Source organism: Burkholderia sp. Tr-862, assembly GCF_011753085.1.
GTDB lineage: Bacteria > Pseudomonadota > Gammaproteobacteria > Burkholderiales > Burkholderiaceae > Burkholderia > Burkholderia ambifaria.
Map to the genome: position 1 here is coordinate 25456 of NZ_VWWG01000050.1, position 17558 is coordinate 43013.

The following is a 17558-nucleotide window of genomic DNA, read 5'->3' on the forward strand; positions in this document are numbered from 1 at the left end:
TACATCTTCCACGGCGGTAGCCGTGGCCCGGCCGTAAGCGACGGCCAGGGATGATCAGTGGCCGACGCCCGTCATCGCAACGATGGCGAGCACCAGCGCGCTCTCGATCGCGGCCAGTGCCGCGACGCCCGCGGCGCCGCTGACTTCGTTCCATGCACGTTCGATGCGGTTCATCACTTCCTCCCTTCGTGCCGGTCCCGCGCTACGCTGCCGCGCAGGGTGGGCGGGGTGCCGCCGTCAGCCGTGATCGCGGGGCGGGGGTGGGGCGTCGGGCGCGCGACGTTCGCGTTGGCCGGACGGCTTCGCGGGGTCGATACGGGTCGCGCCGCCAACGGCGGGCGGATCGCTGGCCGGGAAACTCTCATCGAGCCCTTCGTCGATGCGCTCCTCCGTCTTCTTGTCATCGGACGGCTTGCGCGACGCGGCGCGCAGGACTCTACCGGCAGCCGGAGACACGGCATCGCGGCGGCCGGGGGCATGAGCGGTCATGATCGAACCTCCTTACACGTAACGAAAGCGCAAGCGCCGTGCCCGTGCGGGGTGAGGCGGCAGGACGCTCGCAGCCCATTAAGCCGGCCGGACGGGGGGCACATGGCCCGCCCGCCGCTGGCTGAACCGCACCCCGTTTACGCGGGCCGGCGAGCGCGCAGCGGGGCGCTGGTCGCACGATGCGCACCGTCCGATCCGTTCGCGCTTGCGGTGAAGCTCGCCGCCGAAGGGTGCATCGTGTCGCTGCTGATTGGAGCTTAGGACGGATGACGCGCCGCGTGTCGGCAATGATGCGCAGGCACGCTGCTTGCATACGGTCGCCGCGCCAATCGACACGCGCGAGCCGCCGCGCAGGAGCGACATGAACACGCCATCCATGCTGCACCGTCCCGAACCGACACCCGACGTCGATCCTCACCCGACGCTGCCCGAGCACGACGATCCGGTGGATCCGCCCGTGCCCTTGGGCCCGCCGCATGGCGATCCGCCGTCGCAGCCGCCGCCGATGCGGATGCCGGGCGGGCGCAGCGTAACGCGGCCGGCCGCGCGATCACTGAAAGGAGGACCATCATGGACATTCACGTGCAATCACCGGACAAGCGCGCGATCGCCCAGGTGCTGGGCCGCTATTTCGAGTCGCGCTCGTTGCGCTATCACATCGAGGAGTTGCCGGGCGGTGTGCTGCATATCGGTTTTCGCGCCAGCGGCCGCCCGGTCGCCGTCACCGTATCGTTCGACGATTCGGCCTACGACACCTACACGCACTGGGATGCGAGCCAGAAGCAGCTCGCGCTCGGGCGGCTCGCGGACGGGTTCTCGCGCATGATGTCCAAGCGCAGCCCGGCCGCGCTCGCCGGCGACTACCACGTCGAGCGTTTCTGATTCCGCAACCATCCGCCCGCTCGTGCCGGAAACCGGCAAAGTGCCCGTGCTCAACGGGCGCTTTGCGGGTTCGCTACGCCTCGCGTAGGATGTTCGTTAATTCAGCGCACGCTACGTTCGCGCCGTCAGCTGCCTGCCGTTGCAGCTGGACAAGCGCGACGCGCTTTCCTGCAGGTTCGTTTCGCACAACCGACGGAGACCGCCTTGATGACCGTTGCTCGCCCGTTGCTGTCACCCGCCACCCGCCGGTTCGTGTCCGGCCTGTCGGCCTTCGCCGCGCTCGCGGCCGCCGGCGCCCGCGACGCGTCGGCCCAGACGCCTTCGCCGCTCGGCGAATGGCAATACTCGGCGGGGGTGCCCCTGCAGAAGCTGTTCAATCCGACCGTTCCCACGTGGCAGGTCAGCGTGGGCGCGGCGATGACGTTGCAGCCGCGCTACGCGGGTTCCGACCGCTACCGCGTGATGGGCGGCCCGAATTTCGACGTGCGCTATCGCGACCTGTTCTTCCTGTCGACGGGCGACGGGCTCGGCGCGAACGTACTGCGCGGGCCTAACTGGCGCGTGAGCCTGTCGGTCGGCTATGACCTCGGCCGCCGCTCGGCCGACGATCTCGACCACCTGAACGGGCTCGACAACATCAACGCGGCGCCAGTGATGAAGCTCGCGGCCGATTACGTGATCTCGAAGGAGTTCCCGCTCGTGCTGCGCGCCGATGTCCGGCGCAGCATCGGCGGCTCGAACGGCTGGGTCGGCGATTTCTCCGCGTACATGCCGATGCCGGGCAGCAACGAGCACTTCTTCTGGTTCGCCGGCCCGACCGTGTCGTTCGCCGATTCGCGCTACATGAACGGCTGGTTCGGCGTGAATCAGGGGGCGTCAGCGCGTTCGGGCCTGTCGACCTATTCGCCGGGTGCGGGGATGAAGTCGTTCGGCGCCGGCGTGACGATGGTCTGGTTCGTCAACAAGCACTGGTTCGTGACGGTGGACGGCGCGATCGAGCAACTCGTCGGCCGCGCAAGGCGCAGCCCGATCACGCAGCAGTCGACGAACGGCGTGTTCGACATGTCGGTGAATTACCAGTTCTGACCGGATTGGCGCCGGCGGGTAGGCCGGGCGGCGTTGCGGCGTGCGGCATTGTTCGTCGCATTTGGTATGATTGCTACCTGTACAAACGTACAGTGATCGATCACCGTGACGCCTGCATCGCCGACGCCCCCGGCGTTTTACTACCTGACCAATTTCGAACGCGCGCTGGCCTGGCTCGGCGAGCGTTACGACGACCTGCTCGACGCGCACGAACACGCGTTTCTCCGGCATTTCGCGCAGCTGCCGAAAGCGTCGCGCGCGTTGCTCGTGCGGATGCTGATGCGCAGCGGATCCGACTTCCGGGCGAGCAAGCTCGTGTACGACGAAATCGGCAGCACGCTCGACGCAGCCGCGCCGCTCGTCGCACTCGGCTGGATCGATCCGGCGCCCGCGCTCACGCTCGACGAGCTGTTCGCGCTGTCGACCAAGGCCGATCTGCTGAAGGCGTTCCCGTCGCTCGCCGCGCACGCGGGCGAGCGCAAGCCCGACTGGCTCGAGCGGCTGCGGCTCGTGCACGATGTCGCGCAGCCGCTCGACGCGTGGTGCGCGCAGGCCGACGACTGCGTGCTGCGCGTGACGGTCGGCGCGCTGTGCGACCGGCTGCGGCTGATGTTCTTCGGCAATCTCCATCAGGACTGGAGCGAATTCGTGCTCGCCGATCTCGGCGTGTTCCAGTACGAAAGCGTGCCGTTCGCGCCGTCCTCGCGTGCGTTCCAGCAGCGCGCCGACGTCGATGCGTATCTCGCGCTGCAGACCTGCCGCGAAGCCCTCGACGCATGGCCCGACGACCTGCCGTTCGACGAACTGTTACAGGCGATCGACGCGGTCGGCTGCGCGCAGCCGTGGCTCGCGACCCGCCGCTCCAAGCTGCTGTTCTCGCTCGGGCAAGCCTGCGAGCGGCGCGCCGACTGGGATGCCGCGCTCGACGCGTATGCGCGCAGCGCATGGCCGGGCAGCCGGCATCGGCGTATTCGCGTGCTCGAACGCTGCGGACGCGATGACGACGCACTCGCGCTGGCGCTCGACGCGCGCGGCGGTTTCGAAAGCGACGAGGAACGCCAGCGCGTCGAGCGGATGCTGCCGCGCCTGCAGCGCCGTCTCGGGCAGCGGGTCGAACGCGCGCGCAGCGCGCCCGACGTGCCGCGCGAAACGCTCGTGCTGGCGCGTCCTGACGCGTTCGTCAGCGTCGAATTCGCGGTGCGCGACCATCTTGCGCAGCCTCACGCGCCGGTTCATTACGTCGAGAACACGCTGATCAATTCGCTGTTCGGGCTGCTGTGCTGGGAGCCCGTGTTCGCGGCCGTGCCCGGCGCGTTTTTTCACCCGTTCCAGCGCGGCCCGGCCGACCTGCACGCGCCCGATTTCGCGGTGCGCCGCACGGACGCATTCGCCGCCTGTTTCGCCCAGCTCGACTCCGGCGCGTACCGCGACACGATCCGCCGGCACCATGCGACGAAAGCGGGGCTGCAATCGCCGTTCGTGTTCTGGGGCGTGCTGACCGACGAGTTGCTCGACGAGGCGCTGGCCTGCCTGCCGCCCGAGCATCTGCGGCTGTGGTTCACGCGCCTGCTCGCGGACATCCGCAGCAACCGTTCGGGGCTGCCCGACCTCGTGCGTTTCTGGCCCGGAGAGCGGCGCTACGAGCTGATCGAGGTGAAGGGTCCGGGCGACCGGCTGCAGGACAACCAGACGCGCTGGCTCGCGTACTGCCTCGCGCACGGGATTCCGGTGCGTGTCGTCGATGTCGAATGGGCGGGCACCGACGTCGCGCAGGCCGAGGCGGCGGGGCTGTCCGCATGAGCTATGTCGTCGCCGTGCGGGCGATGTGCGAGTTCACCGCGCGACGCGGCGATCTCGACCTGCGCTTCACGCCCGCGCCGACCGCGCTCGAAGGCATCGCCGGTCACGGCGCCGTCACGTCGAAGCGCGGCGTGCGCTACGAAACCGAGATCGCGCTGACCGGCACGTGGGGCACGCTGACCGTGCGCGGGCGCGCGGACGGTTACGATCCGGTCGCGAACCGGATCGAGGAGATCAAGACCTACCGCGGCAGCCTCGATGCGATGCCGGCCAATCACCGCGCGCTGCACTGGGCGCAGGCGAAGGTCTATGCGCACCTGATGTGCGAGGCACGCGGCCTCGCGGAAATCGACGTCGCGCTCGTGTACTTCGACATCGTGTCCGAGCGCGAGACGGTGTTGACGGAAACACTCAGCGCGGGCGTGCTCGCCGCGTTCTTTGCCGAGCAGTGCGCGTGCTTCGTCGGCTGGGCCGAGCGCGAGACCGCGCATCGCACGGCCCGCGATGCGGCGCTGCGTGCGCTGGCGTTTCCGCATGGGCAATTCCGCAGCGGTCAGCGCGAACTGGCGGTGTCCGTCTATCGGGCGGCGCGCGACGAACGCTGCCTGATGGCGCAGGCGCCGACCGGCATCGGCAAGACGCTCGGCACGGTATTCCCGCTGCTGAAGGCGTGCGGCGAGGGCGAGCTCGATCACGTGTTTTTCCTGACCGCGAAGACGCCCGGCCGCGCGCTCGCGCTCGAGGCGGCGACGACGCTCGGCGCCGGTACGCCGGCGCTGCCGCTGCGCGTGCTGGAGCTCGTTGCGCGCGACAAGGCGTGCGAGCATCCGGACCGCGCGTGTCACGGCGAATCGTGTCCGCTCGCGCAAGGCTTCTACGACCGGCTGCCGGCCGCGCGCGACGCGGCGATCGGCGCCGGGCTGCTCGATCGCGGCACCGTGCGCGAGGCTGCCCTCGCGCACGACGTCTGTCCGTACTACCTCGCGCAGGAGCTTGCGCGCTGGTCGGACATGGTGATCGGCGACTACAACTACTACTACGACGGCAGCGCGATGCTGCACACGCTCGCGCAGCAGAACCAGTGGCGGGTCGGCGTGCTCGTCGACGAGGCGCACAACCTGCTCGATCGCGCCCGCAGGATGTACAGCGCGTCGCTCGACCCGTTTGCGTTCGCGGCCGCGCGCGAGGCGGCGCCGGCGGCGCTGCGCAAGGCGTTCGACCGGCTCGCGCGCGCATGGGGCACGGTCAATCGCGCACAGGCCGAGCGCTATGCGGCCTATCCGGAGATTCCGGGCCCCATCGTGTCGGCCGTGCAGAACCTCGTCGCGGCGATCGGCGAACACCTGACCGATGCGCCGCGCGCGAACGGCGACGCGCTGCTGCGCTTTCATTTCGAGGCGATCCAGTTCGGCGTGCTCGCCGATGCGTTCGACAGCGCGTCGATCTTCGACGCGACGCTGCACGGCGAGCCGCTGCCGCGCCAGTCGGGGCTCGACGGCGTCGCGCCGGCCGGAGGCCGGCGCCGCATCCAGTCGACGCTGTGCGTGCGCAACGTGATTCCGGCCGCCTTTCTCGCGCCGCGCTACGAAGCCGCGCGCGCGACCGTGCTGTTTTCCGGCACGCTGAGTCCGTTTCATTTCTATCGTGACACGCTCGGGCTGCCGGCCGACACGGGCTGGCTCGACGTCGACGGGCCGTTTCGCGCCGAGCAACTGACCGTGCGCGTCGCGAGCCATGTGTCGACCCGCTGGCGCGACCGCGACCGTTCGCTCGAACCGATCGCGGATCTCATCGCCGCGCAGTATGCGACGCGACCCGGCAACTACCTCGGCTTTCTCAGCAGCTTCGACTATCTCGGTCGCGTCGTCGCGCTGATGCAGATGCGCCATCCGGACGTGCCCGTGTGGGCCCAGGCGCCCGGCATGGCCGAAAGCGAGCGCGACGCGTTTCTCGCGCGCTTCGACGCGGGCGGGCGCGGTGTCGGCTTCGCGGTGCTGGGCGGTGCGTTCGCGGAAGGCGTCGATCTCGTCGGCGAGCGGCTGATCGGCGCGTTCATCGCGACGCTCGGGCTCCCGCAGGTCAACGACGTCAACGAACAGATGCGGCGCGCGATGGATGCGCGTTTCGGCAACGGCTACGACTACATGTATCTGTACCCGGGCTTGCAGAAGGTCGTGCAGGCGGCCGGGCGCGTGATTCGCACCGAGCACGACGAGGGCGTCGTGCACCTGATCGACGATCGTTACCGGCGGCGGGAGGTGCGCGATCTGCTGCCACGATGGTGGCGGATCGGGTGACCGTCCGGAGGGAGTCCGGGCGTGCGCGCTTGCGCCGAATCCCTACAGCACGTTGAGCATCGCCAGCGCGGCTTCCTGCAGATGCGGCAGCACGCGCCGCACGGCCGCGTCCGTCGATTCCGTGCCGATCGGCATGTTCGTGCTCAGCGCAGCGACGACTTCGCCATGACGGTTCTTCAACGGCACCGCGATGCCGCGCACGCCGACCTGCAGTTGCTGCTCGATGACCGCGAAGCCCGCGTCGCGCGCGTGGTCGACCTGTTCGAGCAGTCGTGCCTTGTTGGTGATCGTGTGCGGCGTGAACGGCGCGAGTTCGGCGTCGGCGAGCCACGCGCGGACGGCCTCCCGATCCGGATGATGCGCGAGCAGCACGACACCGGGTGACGTCAGCGGCGCCGGCACGCGTGCGCCGAGCACGAAGCCGGTCGTCATCACACGCGACACGCCGTTGCGGGCGATGAACACGAGTTCCCAGCCATCGAGCACGCTCACGTACGCCGATTCGTTCAGCGACGCGCTCAGTTGCTGCAGATAGGGCTGGACTGTACGCGGCAGCCGCGCTGAATCGAAGTACGACCAGCCGACCCGCAGCACGCGCGGCGTGAGGCCGTACAGCTTGCCGTCGGTGTACACGTAGCCGAGCGATTCGAGCGTCAGCAGGTAGCGCCGCGCGGCCGTGCGCGTGAGGCCGGTGCGGGCGGCGGCCTGGGTGGGCGTCATCCGTGCGTGCTGGCTGTCGAATGCTTCCAGGATCGCCAGGCCTTTTTCGAGGCCGGCGATCCAGTCGCGTCGGTCGAGGTCGGTTTTTTTCATCGTCGGGGGTGCACGGGCGACTGCGCGATGCTCGCGCGGGAGTGGGCGATTATCGCGCGAATCGAACCGGCTGCGGGCGCGCCGCCGGGCGGGATTGCATGATTGGAGGCTGGACTCTCGGCCCGAGCGCGGGGAAATGAACGTCGACAACAACCGATTCGCGCGCCATCTCGTGCGCTGCGCCGTATGGGTCGCGCGTGCTTGCTTGCAAAGCCGCGCTAGAATCGCCAACCCGACTGGAACAGAACAATGAAAATTCGCGAATCCGCTTTGGCCGTGCTCGTCGCGGCCGTGCCGCTGCTTGCCGCGGCGAATCCCTCGACCGGCGCGACACTCCCGAAGCCAACCGTCGACGTGCGTGCCTGGCCGCGCATGACGTCGCCGAAATTCGGCTGCTACGTCGAAACGGCGTTCGGCTACCGTGACAGGCGCTTCAATTGCACGCTGAAGAAGTACCGGAACACCGGTGACGCGTGCAAGAACACGAAGGCGTACTACGAAGGCCCAGCGTTCCCCGACCGGCTCGCGATCAGCGTGCATCCGCTCGCGACGAAGGTCGACCTGGACTGGGAGCATGGCGACCTGCAGATGGTCACCGTCACGCTGAAGGGGACATGGAACGAAGCGGACGTGCGCAACGCGTTCGGGCTGCCGCGTGCCGAGGGGCGCAAGCTGACCGAAGCAGAGTTGCGGACGCAGCCGGACAACCTGATGGACACGAGCGTCCAGTATCCGTCGAGCCCGCTCGATGAAAGCCTGGCGAAGCGCCCGAGCAACCCCGCGCGCGGCACGACGGCCGTGATGCTCTACGGGTTCGACCACATGGGCGCCGGCGACGGCGACTGCGGGGGAGGCGAGTAGCGCAGGAGGGGCGGCCGGCGGTGCGTCCGACCGAATGCGGGGTGCGGTACGGCGCTCGCATGACGCGCGCCGTACCGTCAGGGTGTTACTCGCTGCTCGTCCACTCGACGTTCGCACCAACCGAACGCAGATTTTCGACGAAATGCGGGTGCGCGCGGCGGATCGGCAGCGCGTTCATGATTTCCGAGCGGCCTTCGATACTCGCGGCCACCATCAGCAGCGCGATCGCGACGCGGATGATGTACGGGCTCTCGACGCGCGCCGGCGTCAGTTGCAGCCCGCCGAACGTGATGAGCCGGTGCGGATCCGACAGCAGCACGTGCGCGCCGAACTTCGACAGTTCGCCGGACCAGCCGAGCGCGCCGTCGTAGACCTTGTTCCAGAACATCGCGCTGCCTTCCGCGCGCACGCCGAGCGCGATGAAGATCGGCAGCAGGTCGACCGGCACGTACGGCCACGGCGCGGCTTCGACCTTGGTCAGGATGTTCTGCGTGAACGGCCGGCGCACGCGCAGCGGGCCGTCGCGTTCCGCGCGCGACCAGCCGTCGCGGTGCGTGACGGTCACACCGAACTTCGCGAACGTGCGGTCGATCAGCGGGAAATGCTCCGGCGACGAGTTGCGCACGGCGATGTCGCCGCCCGTGATCGCGCCGAGCGCGAGGAACGTCGCGATTTCGTGGAAATCCTCGGCGAAGCGGAATTCGCCGCCGCCGAGCTTGGCGCCGCCCGTCACGCACAGACGCGACGTGCCGATGCCCTCGATCGCGACGCCGATCATCGCGAGGAACTGGCAGAACTCCTGCACGTGCGGCTCGGACGCCGCATTCATCAGCGTGGACGTGCCGCTTGCTGCCGTCGCGCACAGCGCGAAGTTTTCGGTGGTGGTGACGGAGGCGTAGTCGAACCAGTGATCGTTGGCCGTCAGCGGGCCATCGGCACGAACGATCAGCGAATCGGGCGTGCGCTCGATATGCGCGCCGAAGCGCTCGAACACCTCGACGTGCGGATCGATCTCGCGCACGCCGAGCGTGCAGCCTTTCACGTCGTTTTCGAGGCGCGCGACGCCGAAGCGCGCGAGCAGCGGCGGAATCAGCATGATCGACGAGCGCATCGCCTCAGGCAGGCGGTGAACGGCCGGGTCGAACGTCGTGTTGCGATGGTGGAGCTCGAGGATGCCCGTGACGAAGTCGACCGACACGTCGCTGCCGAGCGTGCGGAAGATGTCGAGGATCTTGCGCACGTCGGTGATGTCCGGCACGCCGACGAGGCGCAGCGGCTGATCGGTCAACAGGGTGGCGCACAGAATCGGCAGGACGGCGTTCTTGTTCGCGGACGGCTTGATGTCCCCGCGCAGCGGAGTGCCGCCGTGGACGATGAGATTCGACATGATATGGGGGCGTATCGGTGACTGACGTAGGCCCATATGATGCCATTGGTCGGCGGCCGGCGTGGAATGTTCAGCGGGGAAAAAGGGCTTCTGCGTGCGGGATTGACCGTGTTTGACGTTGGGCGGGCGCGGCTTGCGCCCGACTGCCGGCAGTGGGAAGCCGGTGCGGAAATGGCCGGCCGCGCAGCGGGCCGGCCATGCCGTCATTGCGTCACTGCGCCGCGCGCATCCGCGCGGCGACCACCAGCGAGATCAGGCAGCCCACCGCGAGATAAGCGGCGACGAAGTGCCACGAACCGCCGGCCATGCTGACCAGCGCCACCGCGATGAACGGCGTGAACCCGCCGCCGACCACACTCGCGAACTGATAGCCGACGCCTGCGCCGCTGTAGCGGTATTCCGCGCCGAACAACTCGGTGAAGAGCGGCTGCTGGACGCTCACGACCATGTCGTGCGCGGCATTGGCCAACAGGATCGAGAACACGACGATCCACGCGATCGAGCGCGACTCCAGCGCGACGAAGAACGGCACCGCCGACACGAGGCCGATCACCGCGCCGATCAGGTAGATGCGGCGCAGGCCGAAGCGGTCGGCGAGCCAGGCGAAGCACGGGATCGTCACGCAGCTCACCGCGCCGACCAGCAGGCCGATGTTCAGGAACAGGTCGCGCGACAGGCCCAGGTTCGACGTCGAATAGCTGAGCGCGAATGCCGTGACGATATACATCGTGAACAGCTCGGCGAGGCGCAGCGCGACGATCAGCAGGAACGCCTTCGGATGGCGCGTCAGCGCTTCGAGCACCGGCAGGCGCAGCTTGCGGTTGCCGTGCTCGACCTTCTCGACGAACTCCTGCGACTCGTCCATGCTCTTGCGGACCCACAGCCCGATCAGCACCAGCACGATGCTGAACACGAACGGCAGGCGCCACCCCCATGACTTGAACGCGGCCTCGCCGAGCGTATGGCTCAGGATCGACACGATTCCCGTCGCCAGCACGAGCCCGACGCCGTAGCCGACCTGCACGCCGCTGCTGTAGAACGCCTTCTTCTGCTTTGGCGCGCTCTCGACGGCCATCAGCGCCGCGCCGCCCCATTCGCCGCCGACCGCGAAGCCCTGGATCGCACGCATCAGCACCAGCAGCACGGGCGCCCACCAGCCGATCGTCGCGAAACCCGGCAGCAGGCCGATCGCGACGGTCGACAGTCCCATCAGCATCACGGTCAGCACGAGCATCCGCTTGCGGCCGAGCCGGTCGCCGAAATGGCCGAACACAACCCCGCCGAGCGGACGGAACAGGAAGCCGACGCCGAAGGTCGCGAACGCCGCGAGCGTGCCCATGGTCGGGCTGATCTTCGGGAAGAATTCGGAATTGAATACGAGCGCGGCGACGATCCCGTACAGCAGGAAGTCGTACCAGTCGACGACGGCGCCGACAAAGCTGCCGATCGCGGCCTTGCGGGCCTGGCTGCGCGCGCGGGCGCCGGCGGCGGCGTCGAGGGTCTCGAAGGTTGGGGTCATGGCGTAGTCTCCTGGCACGGCGCATCGTGGAATCGTGGCGCCGCCGCGTCCGATGCTGCATTAAGTCGATGGGGTGAGCGGAGAATAGGGTGCGCGCGCCGTCCCGGCAATTGGCCGATCGGTCAAAGTGCGCGATTATCGTTCTATTATGTGCGATTATCGAACGCTTTTCGGGTTTGCACTAAGCGAGGTACCGATATCCCGTTCGGTCAGGGTGTGCCGCCGTGAACGATCTGGTTAAAATCTGGACCATCAAAACCTCGCCCGGATCGGGCGGATGTCCGGCCGTCGCATCGGCCGGGCGTGCCGCGCGCGCCGGGCGTCATCCTCATCGACTGCATGCCCCGGAGACTGGAATGCCCGGCAATTCCCACCCCCTGTCCAGCGATACGCCGCCCGTCGCCGATCCGGCCGCCAATCCGCTCGGGATGGCCGGACTCGAATTCGTCGAGTTCGCGGCGCCGGTGCCGGACGCGCTCGCGCAACGCTTCGAGCAGCTCGGGTTCAAGGCGATCGCGCGCCATGTGAGCAAGAACGTCACGCTGTATCGGCAAGGGCAGATGCAATTCCTGATCAACGCCGAGCCCGAATCGTTCGCGGCGCGCTATGCGGAGGAATACGGGATGGGCGTCTGCGCGATCGGGCTGCGCGTGGCGAGTGCGCGGCGCGCGTTCGAACGGGCGATTGAGCTGGGCGCGTGGGCGTTCGAGGGTGAGCGGATTGGAGTCGGTGAGCTGAAGATTCCCGCGATCCAGGGCATCGGCGATTCGCACCTCTATTTCGTCGACCGCTGGCGCGGACGGGACGGCCAGCGCGGCGGCGTCGGCGACATCTCGATCTTCGACATCGATTTCCGGCCGATCGATATCGCGACCGCCCATACCGATCACGATTGCGTGGGCACGGGCCTGCAACAGGTCGACCACTTCACGCAGACGGTCGGCGCGGGGCGCATGCGCGAATGGCTCGACTTCTACCATGACCTGCTGCACTTCCGCGAAATCCATGAGATCGATGCGCACTGGCATGTATCGGAAGAGTCGCGCGTGATGGTGTCGCCGTGCGGCGCGGTGCGGATTCCTGTGTATGAGGAAGGCACGCGGCGCACCGAGCTGATGCACGCGTATCTGCCGGACCATCCCGGCGAAGGCGTCCAGCACGTTGCGCTGTCGACCGACGACATCCTGGCGAGCGTCGATGCGCTGCGCGCGAACGGCGTCGAATTCATCGAGCCGCCGGCGCGCTATTACGACGAAGTCGATGCGCGGCTGCCGGGGCACGGCGTCGATCTCGATGCGCTGCGCCGCCGCGCGGTGCTGGTCGACGGCGAAATCGGCAGCGATGGCGTGCCGCGGCTGTTCTTCCAGACCTTCGTCAAGCGCCGACCCGGCGAGATCTTCTTCGAGATCGTGCAGCGGCAAGGGCACCACGGATTCGGGGAAGGGAACCTCGCGGCGCTGGCCCGCGCCCGCGACGCCGGCTGAACGGCAGAGGGGCGCGTCGGTAGCCGCGAGCGCGGCATCAGCCGCGGCCCGACCTCAAGCACCCACGGCCGGCACACGGTTCGGCGCCGGGTCGTTCGGCTCCTTCAGCACGCACGCGGTGCCCCCGGGCGTGTACATCGACACGACGCAGCGGTTGCATGACGTGCAGCCCGACTGCGCGATTCGGCCGTCGCGCAGCCCGTTCACGAAGCCCGGCTCGAACACCAGCGCGCGGGCGAGCGCCACCGCGTCGAACCCTTCGCGCATCGCCAGCGCGACGTTCTCGCGCGAGCGCACGCCGCCGAGATAGGCAAGCGGCATCCGGACGGCCGCGCGCACTTTCTTCGAATGCTCGAGGAAATACATTTCGCGAAACGCGCCCAGCTTCGGCTCGGTGAGCTTTTGCAGCGCCATCGCGGCGCGCACGATCGCGTTGTCGGCGTTCGCGCGCGCGTCGCCGGGCAGCGGGCTGCCGAACAGCTGCCATACCGACTCGACGTTCATCCCGCCGCTCAACACCAGCAGATGCGCGCCTTCGGCCTCGAGCCGCCGTGCGATCTCGCAGGCGTCGTCGGCCGTCCCGCCGCCGCGCACGCCTTCGGTTACGCCGATCTTGCAGACCACGGCGAGATCGCGGCCGACCGCATCGAGCACACGGCGCAGCACCTCGACGGGGAACGCCGCGCGCCGCGCCGCATCGCCGCCGTACGCGTCGCGGCGACGGTTGTACAGCGGCGACAGGAACTGGCTCAGCAGATAACCGTGCCCCATGTGAATCTCGACCGCGTCGAAGCCCGCGTCGCGTGCATGCCGCGCCGCACGCGCGAATTCGTCGGCGATCACGGTCATCTGGTCGCGCGTCATCGCCTGCTTCAGGAAGCGGCCGCTCATCACGCCGACCTTGTTGAAACCGCCCGATGCGCTCAACGGCCGTTTCGTCGACAGCGACGGCAGGAACGTGAAGCAGCCGCCGTGCGTGATCTGCGCGGACGCCGCCGCGCCGTGGCGATGCACCGCGTCGGTCAGCGCGCGGAATTGCCGGACCGTCGGCGCATCGAGCTGCGCCTGGTCGACGAACGTGCGGCCGTCGTCGCTGATCGCGCAGTACGCGACGGTCGTCAGCGCGGCGCCGCCTTCGGCGATGCGCTCATGAAACCCGACGAGCGCACGCGACGGGACGCCGTTCGGCGTCATGCCTTCGTTGGTCGCCGACTTGATCAGGCGGTTGCGCAACGTCAGCGGGCCGATCTGCAGCGGGCTGAACGCGGTATCGAGGGCGGCGGGTTCCATGTCGGGGCGGGCGTCGGGAATGGGCATGGCGACCATTGTGCGGAGCCGGCGCGGCGCCGCATCGTCCACGTGGACGACCCGCCGCCGTGGCGCGGCCGCGCCCGTACCGCCTAGTCGGCCGCGCCGAGCTTGCGCGCCTGGCGGCGCATCCCGTCGAAGATCGCATCGGACACGTCTGCGGGGAAGTCCGCGGGAATGCGCGAGGCGACGTCGGCGATCGCCGGTTCGGTGCGTTCGGCCACGCCGGCCATTGCCGCGCGGACCTCGTCTTCGGTCAGACCGACACGTGCGCCTTGCGCGATCCAGTGACGCGGCTGGATGTCGGCGATCACGTAATGGCGATTCTTCCCGCACACGGCCATTGCCAGCCGCGCGCGTCGCGGCGGCAGCTGGTTGCGTCGCGTGCCGATGATCGGATGCGCGGACAGCACGTCGTACAGCGGCGTGCTCCGATATGTGTTGCCCGGCAGGTGCGCGATGCTGAAATTCTTCGCATGGCCGTCGATGGCCGCGAGTACCCAGAACACGAGCTGCGTGACGAAGAAGTTCTTCCGGTCCTGCGCGGCCTCGGCGGAATTCGCGAGGATACCCATGATCGTCGCGATGCCGGGGCCGCCGTCGGATTCGTATTTCGCGCCCGACGGCGTGCCGGTCGCCTGGCACATGTCCTCCTGCGGCAGCCGCAGGATCCACGTGCCGTCGCGGGACGGGCGGCGGTCGAAGCGCTCGACGATCAGCGCCTTCTGGTCGTCGAACCGGCCGATGTCGCACGCGGCCACCGGCAGGCCGTAGGCGGCGACGATCTTCGAGCACAGCCATTCGTTCTCGACCGACGTGCGCATGTCGGCCTGCATGTTCCCGACGCGCCCCAGCGGCAGCTTGAAGATATGCGTGGTGGGCGTGCTGCCCGCGGGCAGCAGCCAGCGGTTGCCGTGGTGCAGCAGCGCGGTCTTTTCCTGCGCGCCGGCGATCGACAGACGTAATTCGCCGTCCGGTTCCGCGTGGCCGGGCAGCGGCGCGGCGGTCGCGTGGCGCAGCACGTCGGCGACGGCTGCGTCGTCGAGCGCGGTGCCGTCGATCGCCTGCAGGTCGACCGGCGTCTCGTCGGGCGGCAGCAGCTGCAGCGCACCGACGCAATCGCGCCCGATCGACGCGAGCAGTTCGAACGGCGCCGTCGATCCCAGCCGGTAGCGCTGCGCGATGCGGCGGCGGATCGGCTGGCTGTCCGGTAGCAGATTGTCGAAGTAATCGGCGACGACCGCGCCCTGGTGCGGCTGGTTGCCGGGCGTGAACGGCAGGGACAGCGACAGCGGACGCCCCTGCGGATCGTCGATCCATGCCGGCAGGTAGACGAGGCGCTCGGCGCCGCGCCGGACTTCCCAGTATCCGACCGGGATGCCGTTCATCCACAGGTCGAGGCGGTCGTGGCGGGGGCGGCGGGCCATCGTCACCAGTCCTCCCGCTTCGGGTTCCGGGGCTTGCCGGGTGTCGCCGCGGCAGGCCGTTTCCGCGCGCCGGCGGAGGGGGCCTTCGCGGCGGCCGGCGGGCGGCCCGGCGTATCGGACGAGGCGGCCGAGCCGGACGAACCTGACGAGCGACCGCGCGCGGACGTTGCGCGCTTGGGCGCGGGCGCGGCGACGTCGGGCCTCGCTGTGTCGTCCGGCGTGCCTGGATCCAGCGTCAGGCGCACCCCGAGCACGTTCAGCACCTTGAAAAACCGTTCGATGCTGACCGCGGACGGATTGGCTTCGAGCTGCGCGTACGACTGCTGCGTGACGCCGAGGCGGGCGGCGAGCTGCGCCTGCGTGAACCCCGCGGACTTCCGGAAGCCGACGAGTATCGGGCGCAACTGACTCAAGGTCTGGACTGGGAATGCCATGGGGCTCTCCGCGAAATGACAGGCGATCGCTTGTAATCGAAAAATACAGTCTATGGTATGTATCGTCAAAATACAAACCCGAGACTGTATTTCACAAAAACAAACGATAGCCTGTCAGGCGGAAACCCACGGGTCGATGCAACGACGGGCGAAGCGCCCGCCGGCGCTGCGTCACGCCGCCCGCAGCGGGCTCGCCTGCGCGGCGCGCGCGCTTTCCGGATCGTCGTCGCCGAGCGGGATGAACGCCATGATCTCCAGGTCGTGCCCCGACAGCGCCGGCAGCCGGAACGGGCTCGACAGCACGTTCAGCCGTCGCAGGCCGAGCTCGCGCAGGATCTGCGATCCGATCCCTGTCACGCGGCCGTCGCGGCGCGCATGGCCTGCCGGCGTGCGCATCGCGTCGCCGCGCATGTCGCAGTCGAGCAGCACCGCGACGCCGCAGCCGACCGCATCGATCCGCTGCAGCGCCGCGTGCAGCGGCCACGAATGCGCGGACGGCTCCGCGTCGAGCAGGTCGAGCAGTGAATGGCATTCGTGCACGCGCGTCAGCACGGGCGTCGACGGATCGGGCTCGCCGCGCACCAGCGCGAGATGCGGTGCGCCATGCACCGTGTCGCGATACTCGATCGCGCGGAACCGGCCCCACGGCGTATGCAGCGGCCGCTCGCCGACGCGCTCGACGAGCGATTCGTGCTCGCGGCGATAGTGGATCAGGTCGGCGATCGTGCCGATCTTCAGCCCATGCTGAGCGGCAAACGCCTTCAGCTCGGGCAGCCGCGCCATCGTGCCGTCGTCGTTCATCACCTCGCAGATCACCGACGCGGGCGTGAGCCCGGCGAGCGCCGCGAGATCGCAGCCGGCCTCGGTGTGCCCCGCGCGCACCAGCACGCCGCCCGGGCGCGCAGCGATCGGAAATACGTGGCCGGGCTGCACGAGATCGTCCGCGCGTGCGCCCGAGCGGACCGCCGTGCGGATCGTGTGCGCGCGATCGGCCGCGGAAATGCCGGTCGTCACGCCGTCGGCCGCCTCGATGCTGACCGTGAACGCGGTACCGAACGGCGTGCCGTTGTGATCGGCCATCGGCGGCAGCCTCAGCTGCTCGCAGCGCTCGGCGGTCAGCGTCAGGCAGATCAGCCCGCGCCCGAAGCGCGCCATGAAGTTGATCGCTTCGGACGTCACGTGATCGGCCGCGATCACGAGATCGCCTTCGTTTTCGCGATCCTCTTCGTCGACGAGCAGGACCTTCCGCCCAGCACGCAGCTCGTCGACGATTTCCAGCGTACGGGCGAGCGTCATTGTGCCTCCGTCGCGTCGAATGCACGGCGCAGTGCGTCGGCGCTGAACGTCAGCACGCGATCGGCCGCGTCGAGCGCGCCGAGCATGCTCGCGAAACCGTGCAACTGGCCCGGCCAGCGTACGAGCGACACCGGTGTACCCGCCTGCGCGAGCCGCAGTGCATACGCTTCCGCCTCGTCGCGCAGCGGATCGAATTCCGCGCTGACGATGGTGGCCGGCGCCGCGCCCGACAGGTCCGCCACGGCGAGCGGGCTCGCGAGCGGCGATGCGCGGTCGGCGCCGTCGTCGAAATACTGGCGCTTGAACCAGCGCATCGCGTCCGCCGTCAGGAAATAGCCTTCGCCGAGCGATTCGTAGGACGAATGCTCGTTCGCGCAATCGACGACCGGATACAGCAGCAACTGGTGCGCGATCGCGATGCCCGAGCCGCGCAGCTGCAGCGCGGCGACCGCGGCCAGGTTGCCGCCCGCGCTGT

General features: G+C 68.8%; 15 protein-coding genes. 6 read left to right on the forward strand and 9 right to left on the reverse strand.

Annotated features, from left to right (window positions below; translation table 11 throughout):
* Positions 1–237: 237 nt before the first annotated feature.
* Positions 238–489 carry a hypothetical protein gene (locus F3J14_RS16335; protein ID WP_166723887.1) on the reverse strand — a complete coding sequence of 84 codons (252 nt, stop codon included), beginning with the start codon at positions 487–489 and terminating at the stop codon, positions 238–240.
* Between the two features lie 570 nt (positions 490–1059).
* Between F3J14_RS16335 and F3J14_RS16340 the strand changes: the two genes are divergently transcribed.
* From F3J14_RS16340 to F3J14_RS16355, 4 genes are all read left to right on the forward strand, one after another.
* The gene (locus F3J14_RS16340; protein ID WP_006750981.1) at positions 1060–1371 is read left to right on the forward strand and encodes a hypothetical protein; all 312 of its coding nucleotides are present in this window, start codon (positions 1060–1062) and stop codon (positions 1369–1371) included.
* A gap of 207 nt (positions 1372–1578) precedes the next feature.
* Positions 1579–2457, forward strand: coding sequence for a MipA/OmpV family protein (locus F3J14_RS16345; RefSeq protein ID WP_166723888.1), 879 nt, complete (start codon positions 1579–1581; stop codon positions 2455–2457).
* A 105-nt stretch (positions 2458–2562) separates the two neighbouring features.
* A complete protein-coding gene (locus tag F3J14_RS16350) occupies positions 2563–4257 on the forward strand; it encodes a VRR-NUC domain-containing protein (RefSeq protein WP_166723889.1) in 1695 nt (564 codons plus the stop codon).
* Entirely contained in the window at positions 4254–6554 is a 2301-nt protein-coding gene (locus tag F3J14_RS16355; RefSeq protein WP_166723890.1) for an ATP-dependent DNA helicase, read from the forward strand. The genes F3J14_RS16350 and F3J14_RS16355 overlap by 4 nt, the downstream gene beginning before the upstream one ends.
* 42 nt (positions 6555–6596) lie before the next feature.
* On the opposite strand, the gene F3J14_RS16360 is transcribed toward F3J14_RS16355, so the two are convergent.
* Positions 6597–7367: an IclR family transcriptional regulator C-terminal domain-containing protein gene (locus F3J14_RS16360; protein WP_006759962.1), complete on the reverse strand. Its 771-nt coding sequence runs from the start codon at positions 7365–7367 to the stop codon at positions 6597–6599.
* Between the two features lie 249 nt (positions 7368–7616).
* Between F3J14_RS16360 and F3J14_RS16365 the strand changes: the two genes are divergently transcribed.
* Positions 7617–8228, forward strand: coding sequence for a hypothetical protein (locus tag F3J14_RS16365; RefSeq protein ID WP_166723891.1), 612 nt, complete (start codon positions 7617–7619; stop codon positions 8226–8228).
* A gap of 85 nt (positions 8229–8313) precedes the next feature.
* Here F3J14_RS16365 and F3J14_RS16370 read toward each other — a convergent pair whose 3' ends face one another.
* Positions 8314–9615 (reverse strand): UDP-N-acetylglucosamine 1-carboxyvinyltransferase, encoded by a 1302-nt coding sequence (locus F3J14_RS16370; RefSeq protein WP_166723892.1) that lies wholly within the window; start codon positions 9613–9615, stop codon positions 8314–8316.
* A gap of 211 nt (positions 9616–9826) precedes the next feature.
* Entirely contained in the window at positions 9827–11134 is a 1308-nt protein-coding gene (gene shiA, locus F3J14_RS16375) for a shikimate transporter (protein ID WP_166723893.1), read from the reverse strand.
* Between the two features lie 356 nt (positions 11135–11490).
* Between shiA and F3J14_RS16380 the strand changes: the two genes are divergently transcribed.
* Positions 11491–12618 carry a VOC family protein gene (locus F3J14_RS16380; RefSeq protein ID WP_166723894.1) on the forward strand — a complete coding sequence of 376 codons (1128 nt, stop codon included), beginning with the start codon at positions 11491–11493 and terminating at the stop codon, positions 12616–12618.
* 54 nt (positions 12619–12672) lie between these two features.
* Here the strand turns inward: F3J14_RS16380 and F3J14_RS16385 are convergent, their stop codons facing one another.
* The 5 genes from F3J14_RS16385 to F3J14_RS16405 form a co-directional block, all read right to left on the reverse strand.
* Complete coding sequence (locus F3J14_RS16385) at positions 12673–13908, reverse strand: NADH:flavin oxidoreductase (RefSeq protein ID WP_166723900.1); 1236 nt, start codon at positions 13906–13908, stop codon at positions 12673–12675.
* Between the two features lie 110 nt (positions 13909–14018).
* Entirely contained in the window at positions 14019–15353 is a 1335-nt protein-coding gene (locus F3J14_RS16390; RefSeq protein ID WP_166723895.1) for a type II toxin-antitoxin system HipA family toxin, read from the reverse strand.
* Between the two features lie 2 nt (positions 15354–15355).
* A complete protein-coding gene (locus tag F3J14_RS16395; protein WP_166723896.1) occupies positions 15356–15787 on the reverse strand; it encodes a helix-turn-helix transcriptional regulator in 432 nt (143 codons plus the stop codon).
* 171 nt (positions 15788–15958) lie between these two features.
* On the reverse strand, positions 15959–17083 hold the full coding sequence (gene ribBA / locus F3J14_RS16400; protein ID WP_166723897.1) for a bifunctional 3,4-dihydroxy-2-butanone-4-phosphate synthase/GTP cyclohydrolase II: 1125 nt from the start codon (positions 17081–17083) through the stop codon (positions 15959–15961).
* Positions 17080–17558, reverse strand: a 479-nt coding sequence (locus F3J14_RS16405; RefSeq protein ID WP_166723898.1) for an alpha/beta hydrolase fold domain-containing protein, incomplete at its 5' end; no start/stop codon positions are given. The genes ribBA and F3J14_RS16405, both read right to left, overlap by 4 nt.